Origin of the sequence: Pseudomonas sp. RC4D1 (genome assembly GCF_018390395.1) — a bacterium.
Classification (GTDB): Bacteria; Pseudomonadota; Gammaproteobacteria; order Pseudomonadales; family Pseudomonadaceae; genus Aquipseudomonas; species Aquipseudomonas danubii.
On record NZ_JAHBAW010000001.1, the window covers coordinates 494871 to 519614 of the forward strand.

Here is a 24744-nt window from a genome sequence, read left to right on the forward strand (position 1 = left end):
CGCTCAGGCCCTGGTGAACAGCAAGTAGAGCACCAGGGCCAGCACTGGCACGGCAAACACCAGGCTGCCGACCATCAGTTCCGATCTCAGGGGCTGATGGGCGGTGACCATCCCCACCGCGCCGTTGATCACCGTCAACGCCAGCCACAACCCAGTAAATCCATAGCCCAAGGTCTGTCGGGCAAAGCCCAGTCGTTCGCCGATAAACAGCACCAGCGCCAGCAGGATCAGGCCGAAGGTGATGATGATGGTGGTGTGCATGATGGGCATCTCCTTGCAGGAGCGGCCAGGCGGCGTACCGCTTGCCGGTGAATGGATTTACGGGCTTGTGTTTCGAGCATAGGCGTCAAACCCGCCCGCCATTGGCCTGCAGAATCTGTCCGTTGACCCAGGCCGCCGCCGGGCTTGCCAGGAAGCTGATGATGTTGGCGATATCCTCCGGCTGGCCGAGGCGCTCCAGGGGCGGCATCTTGGCGAAACTCGCTATTTGTTCCTCGCTCTAGCCCTTTACGAACAGCTCGCTAGCCACCGGCCCTGGCGCTACGGCATTGACCGTGATCTGGCGTCCGCGCAGTTCCTTGGCGAACACCTGGGCCAGGGATTCCACCGCGGCCTTGCTGGCGATTTACGGCGCATAGCCCGGCAGGTTGAGGCCCGCGGTGCTGCTGGAAAAGTTGGCGATGCGGCCGCCCTCGCTGATTGCCCCCGACGGGTGGCGAATCTGCAACAGGTGACCTGCGCCAGCCCGAGCTATTTGGCGCATCACGGTGAGCCGCGCAGCCTGGACGAGCTCGGAGCGCTTCGACCGGCTCCTACGGCGGGCTTTGGGGTTGTCCCTTTTGCAGCATGAGCATGGAGTCATCCGTGCTCATTTCCCCCCGCCATAACAAGTTCGGGACCTGTCTTATGGCTGTCGGTCAGCACCTTGCTGCCTGGCGTCATGCGTATATGCCGGCCCAGGCAAGACTGGATTTTGCGGTCTATAAAGAACTGGCGCAGATCGCCGGAGCCATGTCGCTTCGATGCGCTGTTTGTCGCCGACAGCCTGGCAAGCGCCACAGACTCCATTGCCGAGCGCATGGCCCGCTCCACCTTCTTCGAACCCTTGGTTGTGCGCTGGGCCTCGGCGGCCGTGATCGAGCGAACGGGGCGTATTGCCACTAGTGCTAAGAACTATAACGTACCGTGCTATGTAGTACGTATAGTGGCCTGAAGGTTCTTCTTTCAGGGGGCGGAAGGGGTTGATCGGGTGAACTCCGACAATGCCGTCGTAGCGCGAATTTCGGTCGTGAGCAACATGTCGCACCTTATCGTCGGGCACGGAAGTTCTATCAGTCAGTGACCGGGCTTTGCGGCAATTGGCAGGGCGATGCCTGTGTCCGGGATAAGATGAGTGGTCAGTACGATAACCCGCAGTTACCGCATTTACTGGGCAGTTTCGCGGCAATCTTCCCAATCAAAGGGCCGTTGAATGTGACGCGGCCATCCCAGGGTTATCCCCTGATTGTCCAGCTCGGGTCTTCGAGAGCGGGCGCGATCTGGCGGTGCAAACCGCTGAGGTGGTGTTCACTGTGCGGTCCTCCCTGGCCTGCGCCCAGGACTTTTGCGTCGACCTGAAAGGGTGTCTCGGGTAGTACGAATTTAGTATGTAATCCATGAAAATCATGCCTGGCACATTCGTTTTCATGGCTGACCGCAGCGTCGTGCCCGGGAAAAATTTGAGTCCTTCCGGCAGTGGGTATCGCATCGTCCGGCAGGGTTGCAGGATTTTGCGGCGCAGGAGATTCCGGAACTGCAGTGGCGCGGATTGTTCAGAGCAGAGTATGAAGGGCCGTAGCCACGGTGGTGTGCCGGTGAGTAAGGCCGGCAATGTGTGTGCCGAGGTTAACCCTTCCAGATTGACCCCAACCCAAAGAGGATTCGATGACTTATCTAGCTGCCGAAAATCGCTACGACTCCATTCCCTATCGCCGTGTCGGACGCAGTGGCCTGGTGCTGCCGGCGCTGTCCCTGGGGCTTTGGCACAACTTTGGCGACAGCACGCCCATCGATACCCAACGCGCCTTGCTGCGCACGGCTTTCGACCTGGGCATCAATCACTTCGACCTGGCCAACAACTATGGCCCGCCCTATGGCAGTGCCGAGATCAATTTCGGCCGGCTGCTGCGGGAAGACTTCAAGGCCTATCGCGATGAGTTGATCATCTCCAGCAAGGCCGGTTGGGACATGTGGCCAGGGCCTTACGGCCAGGGCGGAGGCTCGCGCAAATATGTGCTGGCCAGCCTGGACCAGAGCCTGCAGCGCCTGGGCCTGGACTATGTGGATATCTTTTATTCCCATCGTTTCGACCCGGATACCCCGCTGGAGGAAACCGCCAGCGCCCTGGCCAGCGCGGTGCAGCAGGGCAAGGCGCTGTACATCGGCATTTCTTCCTACTCCGGGGTGAAAACCCGGGAAATCGCCGCGCTGCTCAAGGAGTGGAAGGTGCCGTTGCTGATCCATCAGCCGGCCTACAACATGCTCAACCGCTGGGTGGAGAAGGACTTGCTGGATACCACCGACGAGCTTGGGGTCGGGGTCATCGCCTTTACGCCGCTGGCCCAGGGGCTGCTTACCGACAAATACCTCAATGGCATTCCCGAGGATGCGCGAGTCAATCGTCCGGGCGGTGGTTCGTTGCAGGCCGCTCATTTGTCCGAGGCCAATATCGCCCATGTGCGGGCCCTCAACGAGATCGCCAGGAATCGCGGCCAGAGCCTGGCGCAGTTGGCCCTGGCGTGGACCCTGCGCGACCCGCGGGTGACGTCGGCGCTGATTGGCGCGAGCCGACCGGAGCAGATCATCGAGAATGTCGGGGCGTTGCAGAACTTGAGTTTTACCGTAGAGGAGCTGGCGGAAATCGATCATTTCGCCAAAGAGGGGCGGATCAATCTGTGGGAAAGGCCATCGACGGCAGAGTAGGTCCTTCAGGCTCTGCACTGAGCAAACAGCCCCCAGCAGAGTTATCTGTCGGGGGCTGTCTGGGCGCCTGGAGCGGGGCGCTGGGCGAAGCTGTTGCCGGCCCTGTCAGTGCGCCGGGGCGGCTGTGTTGGTGCTGACTTTCAGCGAGGTCTGGGTGCTGGCCACTGCGCGTTCCTGGGAGTCTCCCAGATCGACTTTGGCGGTCACCGACAGACCCGGCCGCAGGCGCTCGAGGCCCGGTTGGTCGGCGTTGAAGCGAATGCGCACCGGCACCCGCTGCACGATCTTGGTGAAGTTGCCGGTTCCCGGTTCAAAGGGCAGCAGGGCGAAGGTCGAACCTGAACCCGGCGCCAGGCTTTCCACGGTGCCGACGATACTCACGCCCGGCAAGGCATCGACCTTGATACGGGTGGATTGGCCTGGGTACATGTGCTGAGTCTGGGTTTCCTTGAAGTTGGCCAATACATAAAGGTCATGCAGCGGCACCAGGGTCAGCAGGCGTGAGCCCGGTTGCACATAGTCCCCCACTTGAATCTGCCGATTGCCCACGGTGCCATCCATCGGCGCATAGACAGTGGTGTGTCGCAGGTCCTGTTGCGCCAGCTCCAGTCGGGCTTTCGCCGTCACCACCTTGGCCTTGGCCATTTGCAGCTGCGCCTGCAAGCGTTCGCGTTGGGCTGAAGTGACAGCAAGGTCGTTTTCCGCCACTTGCAGCATGGCTTGGGCATAGGCGAGACCTTGCTCTGCCGAGATCGCCTGAGTGCTGTATTTCTCGACTTCGTTGCGCGCCACAGCACCGGTAGTGACCAGGGTGTCGAAACGGTTACGTTCCGCCCCTGCGCGCTTGGACTCGGCCTGGTTGGTGCGGATTGAGGTGCGCGCCGCCAGCACCCGAGCGTTGGCCAGGCGCTGTTCGGCATCCTGGATCGTCAGGGCTGCTTCAGCCAGGGCGACCTGGGCTTGATTGTCGGCGAGATCGCCTTCGGCCAGGGCGACTCGGCTATCGAACTCTTCGCTGTTGATGCGCACCAGGGGTTGTCCGGCAGTGACGGTCTGGTGGTCCTTGACCAGGACTTCGGTCACCAGGCCATGAACCCGTGGTGCGACGGAGGTGGCATCGGCGGCGATGTAGGCGTCGTCGGTGGCTTCAGTTGAAGGCGCCATCAGCACCCAGGCCACTCCGACCGCCACCAAGGTCATGGCAATGGCACCCGCGATCAGAGGCCGTTTGGAGCGCTTGCGCGGCTTTTCCGTCTCTTGCGTGGCTTGCAGGATGGCGTTCTGAGTCTGGGTGCTCTGCTCCATGTTGAAGCTCCATGCTGTTTTGAATTACGATCATAATATTCATATGGCGGTCGCAATACTACAGGGAAGTACCTACCGTGACGACAAGCGTATCCGACCTCCCTGACGCGGGCGCCCAGCCTGGTCAACAGTCCACTCGACGCAAGTTTCTGGTCTTCACCATCATGGCCTTTGGCATGTTCATGGCGTTGATCGATATCCAGATCGTGGCGGCATCCCTGAACGATGTGCAGGCCGGACTCAGTGCCGGCCCTGATGAAGTGAGTTGGGTGCAGACCGCCTATCTGATCGCCGAACTGATCATGATTCCCTTCTCGGCATTCCTCGCCCAGGCGATTTCCACCCGCTGGCTGTTCTCTGTCAGTGCGGCATTTTTTACCTTGTTCAGCATTGGCTGCGGGATGGCCTGGAACATCGAGTCGATGATTGTATTGCGGGCCCTGCAAGGCTTCGCCGGCGGGGCCATGGTGCCTACGGTGTTTGCCGTGGGTTTCGTGCTATTCGAGGGCAAGCAGCGGGCGATGGTCCCGGCCATCCTCGGCATGACAGCGGTGCTGGCGCCGACGCTGGGCCCTACGGTGGGCGGGCTGGTGACCTTCTACCTGGACTGGCGCTGGATCTTCTTTATCAACGTGCTGCCGGGGCTGCTGATCTGCGTTGGTGCGGCGCTGCTGATCGATGTGGATCGCCCCGATCTGTCGATGTTGCGGCGGATCGACTGGCTGCACTTCGTGGCCATGGCCCTGGCACTGGGCTGCTTCGAGTACGTGCTGGAAGAGGGGCCGCGCAAGGACTGGTTCAGCGATAGCGGGATTGTCATTGCCGCCTGGGTTTCCATTGTCTCCTTTGGTTTGTTTATCGAGCGTTCGCTGTATTCGAATAACCCGATTGTGTCGTTGGTGCCCTTTCGCGATCGGACCTTTTCCATCGCCTGCCTGCTGAACCTGGTGATTGGCTTTGGCCTGTATTCCTCGACTTATCTGGTCCCGGTGTTTCTCGGACGAGTGCGGGGTTTCGACAGCCTGGAAATCGGCACCACCGTTTTCGTCGTGGGAATCGGGCAACTGGTGAGTACGATCATTGCCGCCCGGGCTTCGGAGAAGGTTGATCGACGCTTGATCATTTCGGTGGGCTTTCTGGGCCTGGCGCTGAGCTTGTGGCTGACCTCCCGGGTCACGTCCAACTGGGGATTCGATGAGCTGCTGGTTCCTCAAGTTGCCCGCGGCCTGTTCCTGATGCTCTGCATCGTTCCCAGTGTGAACATGGCCTTGAGTTCATTCCAGGGCGTGGAATTGCGTCAGGCCTCCGGCCTGTTCAACCTGATGCGCAACCTGGGGGGCGCCATTGGCATTGCAACGGTCAACACCTGGCTGCAGGACGACGCCCGAACCCAGGGGCTGCGTCTGTCGGAATCCTTGGGTGCCAAGGCGGTTGCGGCCCAGGAACTGATGGGGCAGTTGGCCCTGAAGATCGCCGCCGATACGCCTGACTTCAGCCACGCATTCCTCATGGCCCAGGGCATTCTCGGCAGATTGGTGGGGCGTGAAGCCTTGACCCTGGCGTTTGGCGATGTATTCCGCCTGATGGCGATGATGTTCGTGGTGGCGCTGCTGCTGGTGCCACTGTGCAAGGTTCCCCCGGCTGCGCCAGGCACGGCCGAGGATGACAAGTGATGGCTCCAGTGCGCGCTGATCAGATGATCGGCGGGCCGGACCTGGCCTTGCGCAACTGGCTCGGCGTGCAGCCCATGTTTTTCCACATCAATCGACGTAGTGCCGTCGCGTCGGAATAGCCTACTTTGAAGGCAACTTCTTCAATGCTCATGTTGGTAGTTTCCAATAAGCTTTGAACATGTTGCAGGCGAACTTTCTGAATGAAGGCCATGGGCGGCTTACCCGTGGCGCTACGGATTCTGCGCGATAAGGTCTTCTCGGTGATGCGCAAGTGCTCGGCAATGGTGCTCAATGGAGGAACGTTGGGCAGGCAGTCCTCGATGAACTTTTCCAGCATCAGCACTTCGCGATTTTCTGTTTGTAAGTTGGATAGGGCCATGTAGTGATATTGCGCAGGCCGACCATCTATCAGCAGATAGCGCATGGTCAGCTCGGCAATTTGATTACCCATCTTATTGCGCAGTACATAAAGCATCAGATCCATTTGCGACATGCCTGCGCCAGCAGTAATCATATTTCCGTCATGAATAAGCATGCGCTTTGTGTCGAGTATCGCCTCGGGATAACGCTGCTTGAAGGTCTCGTACAGTTGCCAGTGGGTGGTGACGGTGCGGCCCTCGAGAATCCCTGCCTCCCCCAGGACGAAAACCGCCGAGCAGGACGCCGCAGTCTGTCGCCCGCGCAGGTGGTGTTCTTGCACCAGCTTGCTCAGCTTGCGGATGTCGTTGTGCCCGAGCCGGGCAATGAGCTCGGTGGACTGACTGAGGCCCGGCTGCCGCTTTTCCCGGCGACAGCCAAAGAAATCGAGCTCCTGGGTGTTTTCCAGCCCCAGCCCCGGGATGACCAGCATGCTGCCTTCAATGGTCTGGGCGCTGTCCAGTGGCAGTGCATCCAGGCGCATGCCATTGCGCATTCGTACGGATTCACTGCTGCCGATGATCTTCCAGGTAATGGTGGGGCGTCCCATGACTTCGGCGATCTGGTTGGCAGTACGCAGCACATCCAAGGTGATCGCCACACTTGACCCCATGGCTCCTTCCAGCGCGATCAACGTGAGCACATCCATGTCCATTTTCTCCCTGTAAGTGTCCATTTGTGCATTAGCAAAATATACAAGCTGGTGGCAGACTTCTCAACGCGTCCAAATCTAACTTTCTCTGCCCACGCTATTCCCAGTGGGACATATAAGAAAATAGGCATTCATTAAGTGAATGCTTCGCCCTGTCAATAAAATGACATCTTGTCTACTGCCTAGTAAGAGCTCCCCTCGTTAGGGGTGTTTGTTCGGTTCCTTAGTGCTGAAAATAATAAACGACCATTAGGTCAATATATGGCTCTCCATTTAAAAAGGATTTTGAATGAACTACGCCGTGCCTCGTGATTATCTAAATGATGTTAATCAGACCTTCTCAGCGCACTTAGCAGTTGATGATTTGTCGCTGGCCGGCACCCTGGGAATCGAATGTTTAAGTTCGGTTACCGAAGTACTGGCTTATCGCGCCTGGCTTCAACCTGATGCAACCGCCTTTATCCACTTGCTCGATGGCGAGCAAGAGGAGGCGGCCATCAGCTACGCCGAACTGTGGCAGCGTAGTCAACGATTGGCCGCGGCGCTGCAGATTTTCGAGCCCCGGGGAAAACGGGTGCTGATGCTGTTCGAGACCGGTATCGACTACATCGTTTCTCTGTTCGGTCTGTTCCTGGCCGGTGCGGTGGCGATTCCCGCTTTCCCGCCAGTGGGGACCCGAGGCCTGGAGCGCCTGGCGTTGATCTGCGCCGACGCCCATCCGCAAATCGTGCTGACCAGCTCGCGTTTCATGCGCTCCCAGGAACGGGTCAACGCCTTGTTGCAGGATGATGTACCCGCGCCGCAATGGGTCGATCCGCAAGAGCTGGCCACGGAGAATGCACCCTGGCAGGCGCAGGCTGTGACCCCCGGTCAATTGGCCCTGCTGCAATACACCTCGGGTTCTACCTCCGCGCCCAAGGGCGTGATGCTGACCCACGCCAACCTCTACAGCAATTGCCGCAGCGCCAGCCAGTGGATGGGCAAGGCCCAGGATCGCGTGGGTTGCAGCTGGCTGCCGCCCTATCACGACATGGGCCTGATGGGCGGCATATTGCAGCCGATCTACGACGCCTTTCCGACCGTGCTCATCAGCCCCGGGCATTTTGTCCAGCGGCCATTGCGCTGGCTGGATGCGGTGTCCAGGTATGGCGCCGACGTCACCATCGCGCCGAACTTCGCCTTTGATCTGTGTGTTGAAAACATCACCGATGACGAGCTGGCAGCCCTCGACCTGAGCAAGCTCAAGGCCATCTACTGTGGGGCCGAACCGGTCCGGCAAAACACCCTGGCGCGCTTCTCCGAGCGCTTCGCTGCCGCCGGCTTCAACCCTGCGGCCCTGGGCCCCTGCTATGGCCTGGCCGAGGCGACGGTGCTGGTCTCGGGCAAACCCCATGACCAACCGGCATTCAACACCCAGGTGGATCGGGACCAGCTCGCCATCGGAACCTTGGCCATTGTCGACGCCGAAGATGGATTCGCCTTGCCATTGGTCAGCAGCGGGCGGGTGGCCCCGGGCTTGCGCCTGGCGATTGTCGATCCCGTCAGCCTGCAGCCGGTCGCCGACGGCCAGATCGGCGAGATCTGGGTCCAGGGCGATAACGTGGGTGCTGGTTACTGGGGCAAGGAGGCGCTGAGCGAGCAAGTGTTCCGCGCCCAGTTGCCGGGCGTCGACGGACATTTCATGCGCACTGGCGACCTGGGGGCTTTGTATCGGGATGAGCTGTTCGTCACCGGCCGCCTCAAGGATCTGATCATCATTGCCGGTCGCAACCTGTATCCCCAGGACCTGGAACTGGCGGTCGAGAGCGCGGACCCGCGCATCCGCAGCAATGGTTGCGTGGCGGTGGGCGTGGATAACGGCCAGCAGGAGCAGTTGGCGATCGTGGTCGAGATCAAGCGCAGCGAAAAACTCGACGAAGCCCAGCAGGAACAACTGCGCCAGCTGATCACCAGCACCCTGGTCAGCCAGTTTGGCGTGTCCCCGGCGCGTATTCATCTGGCGCCCATGGGCGGCATCCCGCTGACCACCAGCGGCAAGGTCCAGCGCCAGGCCACCCGGCAGGCCCTGCTCAACGACAGCCTGGCACGCTACGGCGCCGGACGTTCGGCCGCTGCGGCCTCGGCACAACCTCTTAAAACCCCTACGGATGCTCTGTCATGACGGCCATGAATCCTCATATCGACCGTACCGGTCATCGCGAGCGTCAACTGGCCTGGCTGACCGTCGGTGTGCCGGCGGTGGGCACCGTGGTTGCACTGGTCCTGGCCTGGCAGCAGGGCATTGGCTGGCTGGAGTTTGGTGCACTGGCCAGCATGTACCTGCTGACCGCCCTGGGGGTGGAAGTGGGGATGCACCGCTTCTTTTCCCACCATGCGTTCAAGGCCGGCCCGGTGGTCACTGCGTTTTTCGGTATCGCCGGTTCGATGGCAGCCCAGGGCCCGATCCTGTTCTGGGCGGCCACCCACCGCCAGCATCACGCCTTCACCGACAAGGAAGGCGACCCGCACTCGCCGCGTCCGCTCAAGGAAGGCTTTGTCGGCAATATCCAAGGTTGGTGGCACGCCCACCTGGGCTGGCTGTTCAGCCTGAGAAAGCAGAACTGGAGCCAGTTCGTTCCCGACCTGATTCGCGACCGGCTGATCATGCAGATCAACCAGCGCTACTACCTGTGGATCATCCTCGGCCTGCTGCTTCCGACCCTGGTGTGCGGGTTGATTACCCGCAGTTGGGAAGGCGCCCTGAGTGGCCTGCTGTGGGGCGGCTTTGTGCGGATCTTCCTGGTGGACCACGCCACCTGGTGCATCAACTCCTTCGCCCATCGGGTCGGTGGCCGTGACCACCCGACCCGGGACACCAGCCGCAACGTGTTCTGGCTGGCGATTCCAACGGTCGGTGGCGGCTGGCACAACAACCACCACGCCTTTCCGGCGCTGGCCCACGCCGGGCTCAAGCCCTGGCAGCTGGATATCGGTGGCTGGTTCATCGAGTTGCTGGCCTTGTGCGGCCTGGCTTGGGACGTGAAGCGTCCTGGTGCGCCGGTTGCTGCAGAACCTACAGAAAGCTGATTGCCGGTCCTTACCTCACAGGAAGCTATTCATGGACGAGATCCTCACAACCACGGCGACTCCAGAGATCAGCGGTGTCGCGCAGCTGAGTCCGGCAGCCGCCAGAACCAAGGCCCGCATTGCGCTGGCGGTGATGCTGGTGCCCCTGTTCGGTGCCTTCGAGGCGATCCGCTTGTGGGTCACCGGTCAGGTGCACGCCCTGGACTTCATCCTCTTCGGGGTGTTCTACGCGATCCAGATGTTCGGCGTCTCCATGGGCTATCACCGCTACCTGGCCCATCGCGCGTTCAAGACCTCGCGTCTGATGAGCAGCCTGATGCTGATCGCCGGCTCCATGGCGGCCCAGGGGCCGATCCTGTTCTGGGTCACCACCCATCGCCGGCATCACACCTACAGCGACCAGCACGGTGATCCGCATTCGCCCAACCTCATGGGCCAGAGCCGCCTGGAGCGCGCCAAGGGCCTGTGGCATGCGCACATGCCGTGGATGCTGGCGCCGGACATGTCGAGCTGGAACTTCTTTGCCCCCGACATCCTGCGTGACCGTCGGCTGTTCTTCTACAACCAGACCTACCTGTTCTGGGTCGCCCTGGGCGTGGTGTTGCCGGGGATCATCGGCGGCCTGGTCACCCAGAGCTGGTCCGGTGCCTGGAGCGGCCTGATCTTCGGCGGCCTGGCGCGGATCTTCGTGGCCAACCAGGCGGCCTGGTGCGTGGGTTCCATCTGCCACCGCTATGGCGCCCGGCCGTTCGTGACCCACGACCAGAGCACCAACAACTGGATTGTCGCGTTCCTCACCTTTGGCGAGGGGCTGCAAAACAATCACCACGCATTCCCTGCCTGGTACCGGCATGGCGTGCATTGGTGGGAGCCCGACTTGTCGGGCTGGACACTGGCGTTAATGGGCAAGCTGAGACTGGTCTCAGACCTGCGTTCACCGTCCCAGGCAATGATCGACAAAGTCCGTAAGCGTCAGGCCGCATCCTGAACAACGGGATCGTCTGATCTGTAAACCACCCTACTCATCAAGGAAGATCCTATGTCCAACTTCATTTCCAATTTGCTGAGCACTCTGAGCTTCTCGGAGAAAAAACAGGCGGCGGTCGAACTCAACGAAGAGAGCATCAAGCATTGGCTGGTGCAGAAGATGGGCACGCTGCTGAAGATCGATCCGTCCCAGGTCGATACCGCCCGCAGCTTCGAGTCCTACGGCCTCGACTCGCTGGTGGCGGTGAAGGTGGCGGGCGACCTGGAGAAGTTCATGGAGCAGCGCCTGTCCCCGGCCTTGCTGTTCGAATACTCCAGCATCGATGACTTGTCCAAATACCTGGCCAACGAACTGACCACATCCGAAGTTTGACTTCGCAGGAGCTTGGCCATGGCCATTGCACAGATGCCTTCGCAAAAAAACGATAAATTCAATGACCTGCTTCGACGCTCACAGGAGATCGAAGGCCTGCGCCTGACGGACGCAATCCCCAAGCACCTGTATCAGCCACGGGTCTGGCGCGGGATGCTCAGCTTCGTCGTCAGCTACATGCTCTACATCGGCGCGATAGTGGCGGTCGCCCACGTGCACTGGATGTTCTACCTGCCGCTGTGGCTGGTGGCCGGCTTGGGCGGCTGGGGCCTGTTCTGTGTGGCCCACGATTGCGGGCACAACTCGTTCTCGCGCAATCGCAGCTTCAACCACATTCTCGGGCATATCGCCTTGCTGCCGTTGCTCTACCCGTTCCACGGCTGGCGCCATATGCACAACATGCACCACGCCAACACCAACAACCTGGAAATGGACGTCGACTGGCGCCCGGTACTGCGCGTGCAGTACGACGCCATGCCCTGGTGGGACAAGCTGGTCTACAGCAGCACCCGCACCTGGCTGTTCTGGCTGGGCACGGTCAACTACCAGCGCCACTCGGGCTTCCGTCCGTCCATGTTCCACAAGCTCGAAGCGCGCAACGAAGTGCGTCGTTCGATCCTGTTCATGGTGGTGGCTGCGCTGATCTACCTGCCGACCCTGGTGTACTTCACCGGCTTCACCGGGCTGTTCCTGTACTTCGTTGCCCCGTGGCTGGCGACCCATGCCTGGTTCAGCCTGACCACCATGATGCACCACATCAGCGATGAGACTCCGTTCCTGACCAAGGAGCACTGGAGCTTCAACAGCAGCCGACTGCTGCTGACCACTGACTACATGTACCCCAAGTGGCTGCTGTTCCTGACCCACTACATTTCGGTGCACACCGCGCACCACGTGGCGCCGATCATTCCCCACTACAACCTGCCCGAAGCCCAGGCAGCGTTGAAGAGCGCCTTCCCAGGGATGGTCAGGGAAAAACCCATGACCGTGCAGGATGTCTGGCACGTGGCGCGCAACTGTCACCTGTACGACCCGGTCAATGGCTTCTATGAGTCCTTTGACCGGCCGGCCCAGGCCGCCGAGGGGCAGAGCACGCCAGGCGCCAAGGCGGCCAACAGTCCTCTGACCCTGAAGCAGCAGCTGCTGCGCAGCTACATGGGCATTCTGGGGTCGCTCTCGGTGGACAGCGCCGGTGCCAAGGCCACGGATCTGTTCGGCTACACCCGGGAGTACATCAAGCAACCCGACAAGGAAATGAGCCCCCTGGGCGCCCAGCGTTTCCATATCAAGGGCATCGCCGGCGTTCCTCACGGCTATCAATGGGGCACGGGCGACCAGACCATCCTCCTGGTCCATGGCTGGGGCGCAGACAGTCGCAGCCTGTACTCCTTCACTCGCGTCCTGCAGCGCCAAGGCTTCAAGGTCGCGACCTTCGATGCACCGGCCCACGGCATCTCGCCGGGCTCCTTGAGCACCATGACCGAGTTCAAGGACGCGGTGAAAGCGGCCATCGTCGCCCTAGGTGACGTGGTGGGAATCGTCGCCCACTCCCTGGGCGGTATCGCCGCCACCGGGGCCCTGGCGGAGCTGGCCGAGACCCACCGGATCAAGGCCCTGTGCCTGCTGGGCTCGCCGGCCAACCTGCCGGTGGTGATCCAGCGCTGGGCCAACGGTTACCTCAAGCTCAAGCCGGCGGTGGTCCAGGCCATGCACCGTGAACTGTGGAAGCGTAACGGCGTGCCGGTCCAGCACTGGGACATCCCGGCCCTGGGCAACGGCCTGCAGTTGCCGACCCTGGTGCTGCACGACCTCAACGACCCGATCGTGCCGTTCTGCGAAGCGCAGCAGATCACCACGCTGATGCCTTGGGCGAAGCTGGAGCCAGTGTCCGGGCTCGGCCATGTGCGCATTCTCTCCGATGCCGCGGTGCTGGAGCAGGTGGCGCAGTTCCTTGTACAGAACATCAAGGTGGCCGAAGTGGCTCAGGCCAGCGCATGAGCACAACGCACAACCTTTTGACGATGGTTAACCACCCATGACGACCTATGCTGAAAGCGCCGTGACCGAGTCCGGCCTGTGGATGTGCCTGATCTGCGGCTGGATCTACGATCAACGGCTGGGCGATCCCGATTCGGGGGTGCCTCCGGGCACTGCCTGGGATGACATTGCCGAAGACTGGACCTGTCCGGAATGCGGCGTGAGCAAGTTGGATTTCAACATGGTGAAGCTGTAATCCAGCGCTGAACCCTGTAGTCGATGAGGAAGCAAGATGGCGACCCAAGAGCAAGCGTCGGCACCCGCCAAGGGCCGGCGTAGCAGCTTCAAGAAAATGCTCTTCAAGGGCATTTACAACGGGGTTCTGGGGCTGCTGCGTTGCAGCTTCTGGATGGAGTCGCGGCTGCTTCCTCGGCGTGCTGCAACGCGTGCGCTGAAGCTGTTCACCACGCCACAACGGCTGCGCCAGCATTTTCCGCTGACGCTGCCCAGCGCCACGGTGCAGGACCTGGAAACCGAGGAAGGGCGGCTGCGTTGTTTCCGCTGGACCCCGCAGCAGGTCCGGCGCCGGGTGGTGCTGGTGCATGGCTGGAGTGGCGCCAGTACCCAGTGGCAGTACCTGATTCCGCTGTTGCTGGAGGAGGGCTGTGAAGTGCTGTCCTTCGACTGCATCGGCCATGGCGGCAGCGGCGGTCGGCAAGCCTCGCTGCCGACCTTCGTCAGCATGCTGGATCAGGTGCAACAACAGCTGGGGCCGTTCGACACGGTGATCGGGCACTCCCTGGGCGGGGCTGCCGCCGGGTATGCCTTGAGCACCCCGGTCGGCAAGGGCTTCGAGCGGGCGGTGCTGGTGGCTGCGCCGGCCGACATCGAAAACGTCGTTCGGCGTTTTGCGGCATTTCTGTGGATCAACGATGACGTCAGACAACGCATGCAACTTCTGGTTGAGCAACGCTATCAGAAGGACATGCGCAGCCTGGCGGTCAGTCGTTATGGCCACCAGGTGGATATCCCGGTGCTGCTGGTGCATGACCAGCAGGATCAGGAAGTCCCGGCAGATGACCTGCAATCCTTCGCTGAAGGCTTGCGTCACCGGCAAGTCCTGCAAACCCGCGGGCTTGGCCACCTGAAAATTCTCAAGGACAGGGCGACCATGGGAGCTGTGGTCGAGTTTGTCTGTGCAAAGGACGGCAATCTATGAGTGAACAATACGATGTGATCGTGATCGGCGCGGGTCCTGGTGGCTATGTCGCGGCGATCCGGGCGGCGCAGTTGGGACTGAAGACGGTCTGTATCGAGCGCTACAAGGGCAAGGACGGCAAGACCGCTCTGGGCGGCACCTGCCTCAATGTGGGCTGCATTCCTTCCAAGGCATTGCTGGACAGCTCTCATCACTATTACGAGGCGCGCAACGGTTTTGAAGTGCACGGCATTGGCATCCGCAATCCGCAGATGGATGTGCCGGCCATGCTGGCGCGCAAGGACAACGTGGTGCGCAATTTCAACGGCGGCATCGCCTCGCTGTTCAAGGCCAATGGCGTGGCCCTGCTGGAAGGTCACGGCAAGTTGCTGGCCAACAAGGAAGTGGAAGTCACCGCGGCCGACGGCAGCACCCAGCGCATCAGTGCCCCCAGCATCATCCTCGCCCCCGGCTCCCGCCCCATCGACATCGCCGCCGCACCGCTGACCGACAAGGTGATCGTCGACTCCACCGGAGCCCTGGAATTCACCCGCGTGCCCAAGCGCCTCGGGGTGATCGGCGCCGGCGTCATCGGCCTGGAACTGGGCTCGGTCTGGGCCCGCCTGGGCGCCGAAGTGACGGTACTCGAAGCCCTCGACAGCTTCCTGCCGGCAGTGGACGTGCAGATCGCCAAGGAGGCGCAGAAGATCTTTGGCAAGCAAGGCCTGGATATCCGCCTGGGGGCCCGGGTGACGGCATCCGAAGTGCAAGGCGACAGCGTCAAGGTCAGCCTCAGCGAGGGCGGCGAGGACAAGCAGCAGACCTTCGACCGCCTGATCGTCGCCGTGGGTCGTCGGCCCCTGACCACCGATCTGCTGGCCGCCGACAGCGGTGTGCAGTTGGACGAGCGCGGCTTTATTCATGTCGATGGCCAGTGCCTGACCAGCGTGCCTGGGGTGTTCGCCATTGGCGACGTGGTGCGCGGCCCGATGCTGGCGCATAAGGCGTCGGAGGAGGGGGTGATGGTGGCCGAGAGCCTTGCCGGGCATCACCATCCGCTCAATTACGAGCTGATCCCGTCAGTGATCTACACCCACCCGGAAATCGCCTGGGTTGGCCAGACCGAACAGGCCCTCAAGGCCCAGGGCATCGAACTGAACATCGGCACCTTCCCATTCTCCGCCAGCAGCCGGGCCATGGCGGCCAACGACACCGCCGGGTTGGTCAAGGTCATTGCCGATGCCGGCACCGACCGGGTACTTGGGGTGCATGTGATCGGCCCGGGCGCTGCGGAACTGGTCCAGGAAGGCGCGATCGGCATGGAGTTCGGCACCAGCGCTGAAGACCTGGGGATGATGGTGTTCTCCCACCCGACCCTGTCCGAAGCCCTGCATGAAGCCGCCTTGTCGGTGAATGGCCAGGCGATTCATATCGGCAATCGCAAGAAGAAAGCTCCCTCCAGCGTCAAATAGCCCGCTGTCCCCGGCTTCGCTCATTCAGCGGGGCCGGGGCCTGCTGCATCTCCCCGCGTTTCAGCGAAAGAACGGCACATCCCCCAGAATGGTCGCGCGCTGCATCACCCGGCGCTGTGGACGGTAGTCGTCCACGGCATAGTGCTGGGTCACGCGGTTGTCCCAGAACGCCACGTCGTTTTCCTGCCAGCGCCAGCGGATGGTGAACTCCGGGCGGGTGGCGTGGGCAAACAGCAGCTTGAGGATGGCCGCGCTTTCGCTCTCGGAGAGTTCGTTGATCTTGGTGGTGAAGCCGTCGTTGACGAACAGCGACTGGCGCCCGCTCACCGGATGGGTACGGATCACCGGGTGCGACAGCGGCGGGTTCTTGCGCCGTGCTTCCTCCCAGCGCGCCAGGTCTTCGGGGGTGTTGCCGAAGCGTTCCAGAGGGAAGGACTTGATGAACTCGTGGGTGGCGGTCAGGCCCTGCAGCAGGTTCTTCAGCGGCTCGGACAAGGCTTCGTAGGCGGCGATGCCGCTGGCCCACAACGTGTCGCCGCCGAACGGCGGCAGCAGCTTGGCGCTGAGCACCGCGCCCAGGGCCGGGGTTGGCAGGAAGGTCACGTCGGTGTGCCAGATGGCGTTGTCGCGCACGTCGGTTTCAGCGGTGTCGAGGATCAGTATTTCCGGCTGTTCCGGCACATTGGGGTAGATCGGGTGAATGTGCAGGTCACCGAAGTGGGCGGCGAAGCGCGCTTGCTGCTGCGGGGTGATCGGCTGGTCGCGGAAGAACAGCACTTGATGCCTGAGCAGCGCCTGCTCGATGGCGTCGCGCTGTTCGACGCTGAGCGGTTGGCTGATATCGACGCCACTGATCTGGGCGCCGAGGGCGGAGCTTAAAGGGGTGATGGTCAGGCTCATGGTCGTTCTCTTGTTCGGCGCCCATTTGTTGGCGTGGTCGGATTCGGTTTATCTGCATCAAACTAAAAAACGGTTGCGCTGGCGGTGTCGTGACCCTGTAGCCGCTGTCGAGCCTTGGCGAGGCTGCGAACGGCGGCGCAGTAGATGCAAACCCATGCAACGAGGCCTTCCTCATCGATTGCTGCGAGCGCTACGCGCTCGGTCGCAGCCTCGCGAGGGCTCGGCAGCGGCTACAGGTGAACCGCGTGCGGGGCAGGCGGCGCACGCAGGTCAGTGGGATTGGCCGTGCCAGGGCACCAGCTTGCGTTGCAGGGCGCGCAGGCCCATTTCCATGGCGAAGGCGATCAGGGCAATCACCAGTATCCCCAGCAGCACCACATCGGTGACCAGGAACTGCGCCGCGGATTGCACCATGAAGCCCAGGCCGCTGGTGGCGGCAATCAGCTCCGCCGCCACCAGGGTCGACCAGCCCACGCCCAGGCCGATGCGCACGCCGGTGAGAATGTCCGGCAGGGCGCTGGGCAGGATCACGTGGCGAATCAGTTGCGCCCGGGTCGCGCCCAGGGACTGGGCGGCGCGCAGCTTGGCCGGGTCGACGGTGCGCACGCCGGTGGCGGTGGCGATGGCAATCGGGGCGAAGATCGCCAGATAAATCAGCAGCACCTTGGACAGCTCGCCAATGCCGCACCAGATGACGATCAGCGGCAGATAGGCCAGTGGCGGAATCGGCCGGTAGAACTCGATCAAAGGGTCGAGCACGCCCCGGGCGATGCGGTTGGCGCCAATGGCGATGCCCACCGGAATCGCCGTCAGCACGGCAAAGCCCAGGGCCAGGCCGATGCGCTGCAGGCTGGCTGCCAGGTGCTGCCAGAGGGTGGAATCCATGTAGCCGCTGGTGGCCAGCAACCAGCCCTTTTGCAATACGGCGGCAGGGGGCGGCAGGAACAGCGGTTCGATCAGGCCGCTGGCAGTGACCACCCACCACAGGGCCAGCAGGGCGATCAGAGTCAGCACGCTGATCCAGCGGGTGCTCAGGCTACGACGCACCGGCAGGGGCGCTTTCGGGTTGGCATCACGGGTCGTGGTGGCGGGAATCTCGTAGCTGCTCATGGGCGCTCCTGCTGCTGGGTGGCGCTGCGTTGGGAGAACACCCGGGACAGCACGTGCTCGCGGGTTTCGATGAACAACGGGTCGGACTTGATCGCCCGCGCCGACTCGCCGGCGGCGTAGCGCTGGCCGAAGTCCAGGTTCAGGCGCTCGACGATCTGCCCCGGGTTGGGTGCCAGGAGGATCAGGTCGGTGGCCAGGAACACCGCTTCCTCGATGTCGTGGGTGATCAGGAACACCGGCTTGGCGGTGCGCCGCCAGACTTGCAGCAACAGCGCCTGCATCTGCTCGCGGGTGAAGGCATCCAGGGCGCCGAAGGGTTCATCCATCAGCAGCACGCGCGGGTCGGCGGCCAGGGCGCGGGCCAGGCCCACGCGCTGTTTCTGTCCACCGGAGAGTTGCCAGATGCGGCGCTTGTCGAAGCCGGCCAGGTCCACCAGGGCGAGCATCTCCCGCGCCCGGGCTTCGCGTTGATCCCGGGCGATGCCGGCCAGTTCCAGGCCGAAGGCGACGTTGCCCAGCACGTCCTGCCAGGGCAGCAGGGCGTCGTCCTGGAACACCACGCCACGCTCGGCGCTGGGGCCCTTGACCGGCACACCGTCGAGGCTGATGCGCCCGGCGCTGGGATCGACGAAGCCGGCAATCAGGTTCAGCAGCGAGGTCTTGCCGCTGCCGGAAGGCCCCAGGGCGACCAGCAGTTGCTGTGGCCCCAGGGTCAGGGAAATATCCGCCAGCACCGGTTCGGCGGCGCCGGGGTACTGTGCGCTGATGCGCTCCAGTTGTAGCAAGGCCATGACGGCTATCTCCTGTCCGGTCGCGGGTTATTCAGGGATGAACTTGGCGCTGACGTAGGGGGCGTAGTCCGGCAGTACCGCCTCGACCTTGCCTTGCTCCTTGAGGAACACCGCGGTGTCGGTGATGGCCTTGGTGGTCGGGGCGCCGAGGCTGAGCACCTGGTCGGCGGCCAGTGGGTAGACGTTGCCTTGCAGCAGCAGCGGGATATCGCTGGCCTTGGCCCCGGAGAGCTTGACCAGCTTGTCGACGTTGCCCTGGTTGGCCAGCCAGGCTTGTGGGTCCTTGCGGTACTGGGCGTAGGCCTCCAGGGTCACCTTGGCGAAGGCCGTGACGATTTGTGGGTGCTTCTCGGCAAAATCCTTGCGCACGATCCAGGCGTCGAAAGTCGGCGCGCCGAACTTGGCCAGCTCACCGGAGGTGATCAGCACCTTGCCGTTTTCCTTGGCCACGCCCAGGGCCGGGTCCCAGACGTAGGTGGCGTCGATATCGCCGCGCTTCCAGGCGGCGATGATTGCCGGTGGCGCGAGGTTGAGGATCTGCACTTTCGAGGGGTCGATGTTCCAGTGCTTCAGCGCCGCCAGCAGGCTGTAGTGGCCGGTGGAAACGAAGGGCACGGCGACTTTTTTACCGATCAGGTCCTGAGGGCTGTTGATCGCGGAACCGTCGCGGGCCACCAGGGCTTCAGCGGCGCCGATCTGGGTGGCGATGAGGAAGGTTTGCACCGGCACCTTGCGGGTGATGGCGGCGGTCAGCGGGCTGGAGCCCAGGTAGCCGATCTGCACATCGCCGGAAGCGATGGCGGCGATGACGTCGGCGCCGTTGTCGAATTTGCGCCAGTTGATCTTGGCCTGGGTGGCTTTTTCATAGCTGCCGTCGGCTTGCGCGACCTTGGCCGGGTCGACAGTGGTCTGGTAGGCGACGGTGACGTCGGCCGCCTGGGCAAAGAAACTCGCAGCGGCCAGGGACGCGGCCGCCAGGAGGCGAAGGGGGAAATGCAGTTTCATGGGGTGCTCCTCATAGGCGGCCGGTGATCGGCGTGGGAGGAGACTAAATGATCTAAGAATGCAGAAATAAATAACTTATTTGCATTAGCTTATGAGGTGAAATTCGTGGCCGTAGCCAGACAAGTGTTACGGCGAGGGCGCCGGCTCTCGCCGGGCTGCAACGCGGCCCCCAGCTCAGGCCACGCGCTTATGCAGGAATACCCGGTCGCCAGGTTTGGCAGGGGCTGCGCCGCGGACGGCCGGCCGACCTAGCGGGAGCAGGCGCCCTCGCCATGGCCCTAGTTGCTGATGGCCAGGATGCTGGCCTGGTAGGCGCCGACGAACACGTCGAAATCACCCACTTCGTTTTGCTCAAGCTCGGTCTGCTGCTCCAGGGATTTGCGCGCCGCGTCTTCGAAGGCGGCTTGCTCTTCCTTGCTCAGGGCCTGGCTGCGGAAGTGCTCGGCATGCACCTGGCTCTGGCGCAGGGAGAACTGGCTGAAGCTCTCCTTGTGCTCGCTCATGGCCGCCAGCACCTGGGCCGATGGGGTCAGGGACGAATCCTTGACCTTGGCCAGCTGGGCGTCCAGGGCCTTGCTGTGCACGTTGCTGCCGTGGCTCTGGTCGAGCAGGGCAGCCAGTGGCGCGATCTGCTCCAGCAGTTCGGCGGCCCATTCCTTCATCTCCACCGGCTGGCCCTGGCGTTGCAGTTGCAGGCCCGGACGCCGGCCTTCCTTGACCACGGCGAGGAAGTTGGAGGTGGCGTTGCCGCACTCGTTGTTCTCGAACAGCGGGCTGTCGTTGAGCGCGCAGTACAGCAGGAAGGCGTCGAGGAAGCGCGCTTCCTGCAGGTCGATGCCCAGGGGCAGGAACGGGTTGATGTCCAGGCAACGCACTTCGACGTACTGGATGCCCCGGGCCATCAGCGCCTGGATCGGCCGCTCACCGGTGTAGGTCACGCGTTTGGGGCGGATGTTGGAGTAGTACTCGTTTTCGATCTGCAGGATGTTGGTGTTCAGTTGCACCCACTCGCCATCCTTGTGGGTGCCGACCGCCACGTAAGGCGCGTAGGGCGTGGCCACGGCCTTGCGCAGGCTGTCGGTGTAGCTGTTCAGATCGTTGTAGCAAGGGGTCAGGCCGGCCTGGGCCTGGCTCTGGTAGCCCAGGTCGCTCATGCGCAGGCTGGTGGCATAGGGCAGGTACAGGGTCTCGGCGTCCAGCTGTTCCAGCTGGTGCGAGCGGCCGCGCAGGAAGCCCGCGTCCAGGGCCGGCGAAGCTCCGAACAGGTACATCAACAGCCAGCTGTAGCGACGGAAATTGCGGATCAGCGCGATATAGGCCGAAGACTGGTAGTCCCGGTCGCTGCCGACGAAGCCTTCGGCTTGCTTGAGCAGCGGCCACAGCTGTTCCGGCAGGGAAAAGTTGTAGTGGATCCCGGCAATGCACTGCATGGTCTTGCCGTAGCGCAGGGCCAGTCCCTTGCGGTACACGTACTTGAGCTGGCCGATGTTGGAGGTGCCGTAGTAGGCGATCGGGATGTCTTCCTCGGCCGGCAACGGGCACGGCATCGATGGACTCCACAGGTACTCGTTGCCGAGCTTGCTGTAGGCGAAACGATGAATCTTGTCGAGGCTGGCCAGGGTGTCCGCCGGGTCCGTGAGGGCCGGGGTGATGAACTCCAGCAGCGACTCGGAATAGTCGGTGGTGATCTGTTCGTTGGTCAGCGCGGAACCCAGTTCTTCCGGGTGCGGGGTCTGTGCCAGGCGGCCTTCGCCGGTAACACGCAGGCATTCACGTTCGATACCGTGCAGGCACTGCTCGAGCAGGGAGAGGTTAGCGCGCTCGCCGAGCAGAGCCAGGCGGCGGTTGAGAAGTTCGCTCAAGTTGGATTCCTTCACGCGTCAGTCGCCCCAATATGGGGGTGGGCAGGACGGTCTACAAGGGTGAAGTTAAAACTGGCGTTTTCGCCTGGTTTTTGAGTCAAGCCGACTCGCTTGAAAACGCCAATCCTTCATCCCTGAATCTGGCTTTAGCGCAGGCAAAAAACTCCGACGCCGCTTTCGCAGCGCCGAAATTAACCCAAATTCATGACAGGGAGCTATAGGACGGCGAAGGTGCCTTGTGCTTTTGCGACCAGTTTGTCGCCCTGGATCACGTCCGCTTCCACCACCAGGGTGCGGCGGCCGGGGTGGATCACCTTGGCCCGGCACAGCACTTCACCCTCGGCCACGGCGCGGATGTAGTTGATCTTGCACTCGATGGTGGCGCTCTGCTGGTCAAAGCCGTGGGTGCTGGAACAGGCCAGCCCCATGGCAATGTCCACCAGGCTGAAGATCGCCCCGCCGTGCAGCTTTTGCCCGCGATTGCGCAGCTGCGGGGTCAGCTCCAGGGCGACGTCCGCCTCGCCGGTTTCCAGGCGTTGCAGACGGCAGCCGAGCAATTGGCTGAAGGCGCTTTCGGTCAGGCCGGCAGGGATCTGCATCAGCGTTTCTTCAACTGCTTGGCGTTGGCGAACAGCGAGGCCATGGCGTTGTTGCTCGGAGCGGCCGCGGTGGTTTCCTTGCGTGGTGCGTTGCCCTGGGAGGAGCGCGGCGCCGAGCCTGGACGGGAACCGCGAGCGCCGTCGATCTTCTCGCCCGGGGTGTCGCTCATGCGCATCGACAGGCCCACGCGTTTACGCGGAATGTCGACTTCCATGACTTTCACTTTCACCACGTCGCCGGCCTTCACCGCCTCACGCGGGTCCTTGATGAACTTCTCCGACAGCGCCGAGATGTGCACCAGGCCGTCCTGGTGCACGCCGATGTCGACGAAGGCACCGAAGTTGGTGACGTTGGTCACTACGCCTTCGAGGATCATCCCCAGTTGCAGGTCCTTGAGGTCTTCCACGCCATCCTGGAACTCGGCGGTCTTGAACTCCGGGCGCGGGTCGCGGCCGGGCTTGTCCAGTTCCTGGAGGATGTCGGTGACGGTGGGCAGGCCGAAGGTTTCGTCGGTGAATTTCTTCGGGTCCAGGCGCTTGAGGAAGCCGCTATCGCCGATCAGCGAACGAATGTCGCGGCCGGTGTCGGCGGCGATGCGCTGCACCAGCGGGTAGGCCTCCGGGTGCACCGCCGAGGCGTCCAGCGGGTTGTCGCCGTTCATGACGCGCAGGAAGCCGGCGGCCTGCTCGAAGGTTTTCTCACCCAGGCGCGCGACCTTTTTCAGCGCGGCTCGAGTCTTGAAGGCACCGTGTTCGTCGCGGTGGCTGACGATGTTCTGCGCCAGGGTCGCATTCAGGCCGGAGATCCGCGCTAGCAGGGCCACGGAAGCGGTGTTGACGTCGACGCCGACGGCGTTCACGCAGTCCTCGACCACGGCGTCCAGGCCGCGGGCCAGTTTCAGCTGCGACACGTCGTGCTGGTACTGGCCGACACCGATGGATTTCGGATCGATCTTCACCAGTTCCGCCAGTGGGTCCTGCAGGCGGCGGGCGATGGATACGGCGCCACGGATCGACACGTCCAGGTCCGGGAACTCCTTGGCCGCCAGCTCCGAGGCCGAGTACACCGATGCACCGGCTTCGGACACCATGACCTTGGTCATCTTCATGGCCGGGTATTTTTTGATCAGTTCGGCGGCCAGCTTGTCGGTCTCGCGGCTGGCGGTGCCGTTGCCGATGGCGATCAGGTCCACCGAGTGCTTGGCGCACAGCGCGGCCAGGATGCCCAGGGTCTGGTCCCACTTGTTGTGCGGCACGTGCGGGTAGACGGTGGCGTGATCCAGCAGCTTGCCGGTGGCATCCACCACCGCCACTTTGCAGCCGGTGCGCAGGCCCGGGTCCAGGCCCAGGGTGGCGCGCGGGCCGGCCGGAGCGGCCAGCAGCAGGTCGTGCAGGTTGTGGGCGAAGACGTTGATCGCCTCGGTTTCCGCGTTGTCGCGCAACTCGCCCAGCAGGTCGGTTTCCAGGTGGGTGTAGAGCTTGACCTTCCAGGTCCAGCGCACCACTTCACCCAGCCATTTGTCGGCGGGACGGTTCTGGTTCTGGATGCCCACGTGCTGGCCGATCATGCCTTCGCAGGGGTGCATGGTGCCCGGCAGCTCGTCACCGACTTTCAGCGCGGAGCTGAGAATGCCTTCGTTGCGGCCACGGAAAATCGCCAGGGCGCGGTGCGACGGCATGCTTTTCAGCGGTTCGTCGTGTTCGAAGTAGTCGCGGAACTTGGCGCCTTCCTCTTCCTTGCCGGCGACCACGCGGGCGCTGAGGGTGGCTTCCTGCTTGAGGAAGTTGCGCAGCTTGTCCAGCAAACCCGCGTCTTCGGCGAAGCGCTCCATGAGGATGTACTTGGCGCCTTCCAGGGCGGCCTTGACGTCGGCCACGCCTTTGTCGGCGTCGACGAAGCGAGCGGCTTCGGCTTCCGGAGTCAGGCTTGGGTCGTTGAACAGGCCATCCGCCAGTTCGCCGAGGCCGGCTTCCAGGGCGATCTGGCCCTTGGTGCGGCGCTTCTGCTTATAAGGCAGGTACAGGTCTTCGAGGCGGGTCTTGGTGTCGGCCAGCTTGATGTCGCGAGCCAGCTCCGGGGTCAGCTTGCCCTGCTCTTCGATGCTGGCGAGGATGCTGATCCGCCGTTCGTCGAGTTCTCGCAGGTAGCGCAGGCGCTCTTCCAGATGACGCAGTTGAGTGTCATCGAGGCTGCCGGTGACCTCTTTCCGGTAACGGGCGATGAAGGGCACGGTGGAGCCTTCATCCAATAGAGCGACGGCCGCTTCGACCTGTTGTGGGCGTACGCCGAGTTCCTCGGCAATGCGGCTGTTGATGCTGTCCATAAAACCACCTGACAAATGTGTGAAAGCAGGCCCGCGGGCACGAAAATAAGGCCCGGCGAGTCTGGTTGAGCG

Annotated in this window: 21 protein-coding genes and 1 pseudogene; 10 read left to right on the forward strand and 12 right to left on the reverse strand. The window is 62.6% G+C overall.

The features are described from left to right. Positions 1 to 3 precede the first annotated feature (3 nt). The 3 genes and pseudogenes from KHO49_RS02315 to KHO49_RS31410 form a co-directional block, all read right to left on the reverse strand. Positions 4 to 261 (reverse strand): hypothetical protein, encoded by a 258-nt coding sequence (locus KHO49_RS02315; protein WP_110595310.1) that lies wholly within the window; start codon positions 259 to 261, stop codon positions 4 to 6. A gap of 85 nt (positions 262 to 346) precedes the next feature. Further along, positions 347 to 694: pseudogene (locus KHO49_RS02320) on the reverse strand (SDR family oxidoreductase); the annotation flags it as partial. 164 nt (positions 695 to 858) lie between these two features. Further along, complete coding sequence (locus tag KHO49_RS31410; RefSeq protein WP_213664550.1) at positions 859 to 1080, reverse strand: hypothetical protein; 222 nt, start codon at positions 1078 to 1080, stop codon at positions 859 to 861. Positions 1081 to 1923: 843 nt separating this feature from the next. Between KHO49_RS31410 and mgrA the strand changes: the two genes are divergently transcribed. After that, positions 1924 to 2961 carry an L-glyceraldehyde 3-phosphate reductase gene (mgrA, locus tag KHO49_RS02330; protein ID WP_102862639.1) on the forward strand — a complete coding sequence of 346 codons (1038 nt, stop codon included), beginning with the start codon at positions 1924 to 1926 and terminating at the stop codon, positions 2959 to 2961. Between the two features lie 105 nt (positions 2962 to 3066). Here the strand turns inward: mgrA and KHO49_RS02335 are convergent, their stop codons facing one another. After that, positions 3067 to 4266 carry an HlyD family secretion protein gene (locus KHO49_RS02335; protein ID WP_102882192.1) on the reverse strand — a complete coding sequence of 400 codons (1200 nt, stop codon included), beginning with the start codon at positions 4264 to 4266 and terminating at the stop codon, positions 3067 to 3069. A gap of 77 nt (positions 4267 to 4343) precedes the next feature. Here KHO49_RS02335 and KHO49_RS02340 point away from each other — a divergent pair, with 77 nt between their 5' ends. Then, positions 4344 to 5939 (forward strand): DHA2 family efflux MFS transporter permease subunit, encoded by a 1596-nt coding sequence (locus KHO49_RS02340; RefSeq protein WP_213664551.1) that lies wholly within the window; start codon positions 4344 to 4346, stop codon positions 5937 to 5939. Positions 5940 to 5958: 19 nt separating this feature from the next. Here the strand turns inward: KHO49_RS02340 and KHO49_RS02345 are convergent, their stop codons facing one another. Beyond that, complete coding sequence (locus KHO49_RS02345) at positions 5959 to 7005, reverse strand: GlxA family transcriptional regulator (RefSeq protein ID WP_249735458.1); 1047 nt, start codon at positions 7003 to 7005, stop codon at positions 5959 to 5961. Positions 7006 to 7372: 367 nt separating this feature from the next. On the opposite strand from KHO49_RS02345, the gene KHO49_RS02350 reads away from it, so the two are divergent. The 8 genes from KHO49_RS02350 to lpdA are packed head-to-tail and all read left to right on the forward strand — an operon-like array spanning position 7373 to position 16081. Then, on the forward strand, positions 7373 to 9169 hold the full coding sequence (locus KHO49_RS02350; RefSeq protein ID WP_249735459.1) for a fatty acyl-AMP ligase: 1797 nt from the start codon (positions 7373 to 7375) through the stop codon (positions 9167 to 9169). Then, the gene (locus KHO49_RS02355; RefSeq protein ID WP_170001981.1) at positions 9166 to 10074 is read left to right on the forward strand and encodes an acyl-CoA desaturase; all 909 of its coding nucleotides are present in this window, start codon (positions 9166 to 9168) and stop codon (positions 10072 to 10074) included. Before KHO49_RS02350 ends, KHO49_RS02355 begins: the two co-directional genes overlap by 4 nt. 31 nt (positions 10075 to 10105) lie before the next feature. Beyond that, positions 10106 to 11062: an acyl-CoA desaturase gene (locus KHO49_RS02360; RefSeq protein ID WP_102862645.1), complete on the forward strand. Its 957-nt coding sequence runs from the start codon at positions 10106 to 10108 to the stop codon at positions 11060 to 11062. A 51-nt stretch (positions 11063 to 11113) separates the two neighbouring features. After that, positions 11114 to 11434, forward strand: coding sequence for an acyl carrier protein (locus KHO49_RS02365; protein ID WP_102862646.1), 321 nt, complete (start codon positions 11114 to 11116; stop codon positions 11432 to 11434). An 18-nt stretch (positions 11435 to 11452) separates the two neighbouring features. Next, entirely contained in the window at positions 11453 to 13432 is a 1980-nt protein-coding gene (locus KHO49_RS02370) for an alpha/beta fold hydrolase (RefSeq protein ID WP_102862647.1), read from the forward strand. 37 nt (positions 13433 to 13469) lie between these two features. After that, the gene (locus KHO49_RS02375; RefSeq protein ID WP_102862648.1) at positions 13470 to 13667 is read left to right on the forward strand and encodes a rubredoxin; all 198 of its coding nucleotides are present in this window, start codon (positions 13470 to 13472) and stop codon (positions 13665 to 13667) included. A 36-nt stretch (positions 13668 to 13703) separates the two neighbouring features. After that, positions 13704 to 14630 carry an alpha/beta hydrolase gene (locus KHO49_RS02380; protein ID WP_170001985.1) on the forward strand — a complete coding sequence of 309 codons (927 nt, stop codon included), beginning with the start codon at positions 13704 to 13706 and terminating at the stop codon, positions 14628 to 14630. After that, positions 14627 to 16081, forward strand: a complete 1455-nt coding sequence (lpdA, locus tag KHO49_RS02385) for a dihydrolipoyl dehydrogenase (protein WP_102882187.1) — start codon at positions 14627 to 14629, stop codon at positions 16079 to 16081. Before KHO49_RS02380 ends, lpdA begins: the two co-directional genes overlap by 4 nt. 60 nt (positions 16082 to 16141) lie before the next feature. Here lpdA and tauD read toward each other — a convergent pair whose 3' ends face one another. From tauD to KHO49_RS02420, 7 genes are all read right to left on the reverse strand, one after another. After that, positions 16142 to 16981: a taurine dioxygenase gene (gene tauD / locus KHO49_RS02390; RefSeq protein ID WP_102882186.1), complete on the reverse strand. Its 840-nt coding sequence runs from the start codon at positions 16979 to 16981 to the stop codon at positions 16142 to 16144. Between the two features lie 270 nt (positions 16982 to 17251). Further along, positions 17252 to 18091 (reverse strand): taurine ABC transporter permease TauC, encoded by an 840-nt coding sequence (gene tauC, locus KHO49_RS02395; protein ID WP_213664552.1) that lies wholly within the window; start codon positions 18089 to 18091, stop codon positions 17252 to 17254. Further along, the gene (gene tauB, locus KHO49_RS02400; protein WP_213664553.1) at positions 18088 to 18882 is read right to left on the reverse strand and encodes a taurine ABC transporter ATP-binding subunit; all 795 of its coding nucleotides are present in this window, start codon (positions 18880 to 18882) and stop codon (positions 18088 to 18090) included. The genes tauC and tauB overlap by 4 nt, the downstream gene beginning before the upstream one ends. 27 nt (positions 18883 to 18909) lie before the next feature. Continuing rightward, positions 18910 to 19887, reverse strand: a complete 978-nt coding sequence (gene tauA / locus KHO49_RS02405) for a taurine ABC transporter substrate-binding protein (protein WP_213664554.1) — start codon at positions 19885 to 19887, stop codon at positions 18910 to 18912. Positions 19888 to 20165: 278 nt separating this feature from the next. Further along, positions 20166 to 21749 (reverse strand): glutamate--cysteine ligase, encoded by a 1584-nt coding sequence (gene gshA / locus KHO49_RS02410; protein WP_102862654.1) that lies wholly within the window; start codon positions 21747 to 21749, stop codon positions 20166 to 20168. A 215-nt stretch (positions 21750 to 21964) separates the two neighbouring features. After that, positions 21965 to 22348, reverse strand: coding sequence for a PaaI family thioesterase (locus tag KHO49_RS02415; RefSeq protein WP_011058654.1), 384 nt, complete (start codon positions 22346 to 22348; stop codon positions 21965 to 21967). Further along, a complete protein-coding gene (locus tag KHO49_RS02420) occupies positions 22348 to 24672 on the reverse strand; it encodes a Tex family protein (RefSeq protein WP_110595316.1) in 2325 nt (774 codons plus the stop codon). Before KHO49_RS02420 ends, KHO49_RS02415 begins: the two co-directional genes overlap by 1 nt. Positions 24673 to 24744 lie beyond the last annotated feature (72 nt).

Coding starts and splice junctions, on each gene's coding strand:
- KHO49_RS02315 (WP_110595310.1), bottom strand. CDS start 261: ATGCACACCACCATCATCATCACCTTCGGCCTGATCCTGCTGGCGCTG.
- KHO49_RS31410 (WP_213664550.1), bottom strand. CDS start 1,080: ATGCGCTCGGCAATGGAGTCTGTGGCGCTTGCCAGGCTGTCGGCGACA.
- mgrA (WP_102862639.1), top strand. CDS start 1,924: ATGACTTATCTAGCTGCCGAAAATCGCTACGACTCCATTCCCTATCGC.
- KHO49_RS02335 (WP_102882192.1), bottom strand. CDS start 4,266: ATGGAGCAGAGCACCCAGACTCAGAACGCCATCCTGCAAGCCACGCAA.
- KHO49_RS02345 (WP_249735458.1), bottom strand. CDS start 7,005: ATGGATGTGCTCACGTTGATCGCGCTGGAAGGAGCCATGGGGTCAAGT.
- KHO49_RS02355 (WP_170001981.1), top strand. CDS start 9,166: ATGACGGCCATGAATCCTCATATCGACCGTACCGGTCATCGCGAGCGT.
- KHO49_RS02360 (WP_102862645.1), top strand. CDS start 10,106: ATGGACGAGATCCTCACAACCACGGCGACTCCAGAGATCAGCGGTGTC.
- KHO49_RS02365 (WP_102862646.1), top strand. CDS start 11,114: ATGTCCAACTTCATTTCCAATTTGCTGAGCACTCTGAGCTTCTCGGAG.
- KHO49_RS02370 (WP_102862647.1), top strand. CDS start 11,453: ATGGCCATTGCACAGATGCCTTCGCAAAAAAACGATAAATTCAATGAC.
- KHO49_RS02375 (WP_102862648.1), top strand. CDS start 13,470: ATGACGACCTATGCTGAAAGCGCCGTGACCGAGTCCGGCCTGTGGATG.
- KHO49_RS02380 (WP_170001985.1), top strand. CDS start 13,704: ATGGCGACCCAAGAGCAAGCGTCGGCACCCGCCAAGGGCCGGCGTAGC.
- lpdA (WP_102882187.1), top strand. CDS start 14,627: ATGAGTGAACAATACGATGTGATCGTGATCGGCGCGGGTCCTGGTGGC.
- tauD (WP_102882186.1), bottom strand. CDS start 16,981: ATGAGCCTGACCATCACCCCTTTAAGCTCCGCCCTCGGCGCCCAGATC.
- tauC (WP_213664552.1), bottom strand. CDS start 18,091: ATGAGCAGCTACGAGATTCCCGCCACCACGACCCGTGATGCCAACCCG.
- tauB (WP_213664553.1), bottom strand. CDS start 18,882: ATGGCCTTGCTACAACTGGAGCGCATCAGCGCACAGTACCCCGGCGCC.
- tauA (WP_213664554.1), bottom strand. CDS start 19,887: ATGAAACTGCATTTCCCCCTTCGCCTCCTGGCGGCCGCGTCCCTGGCC.
- KHO49_RS02415 (WP_011058654.1), bottom strand. CDS start 22,348: ATGCAGATCCCTGCCGGCCTGACCGAAAGCGCCTTCAGCCAATTGCTC.
- KHO49_RS02420 (WP_110595316.1), bottom strand. CDS start 24,672: ATGGACAGCATCAACAGCCGCATTGCCGAGGAACTCGGCGTACGCCCA.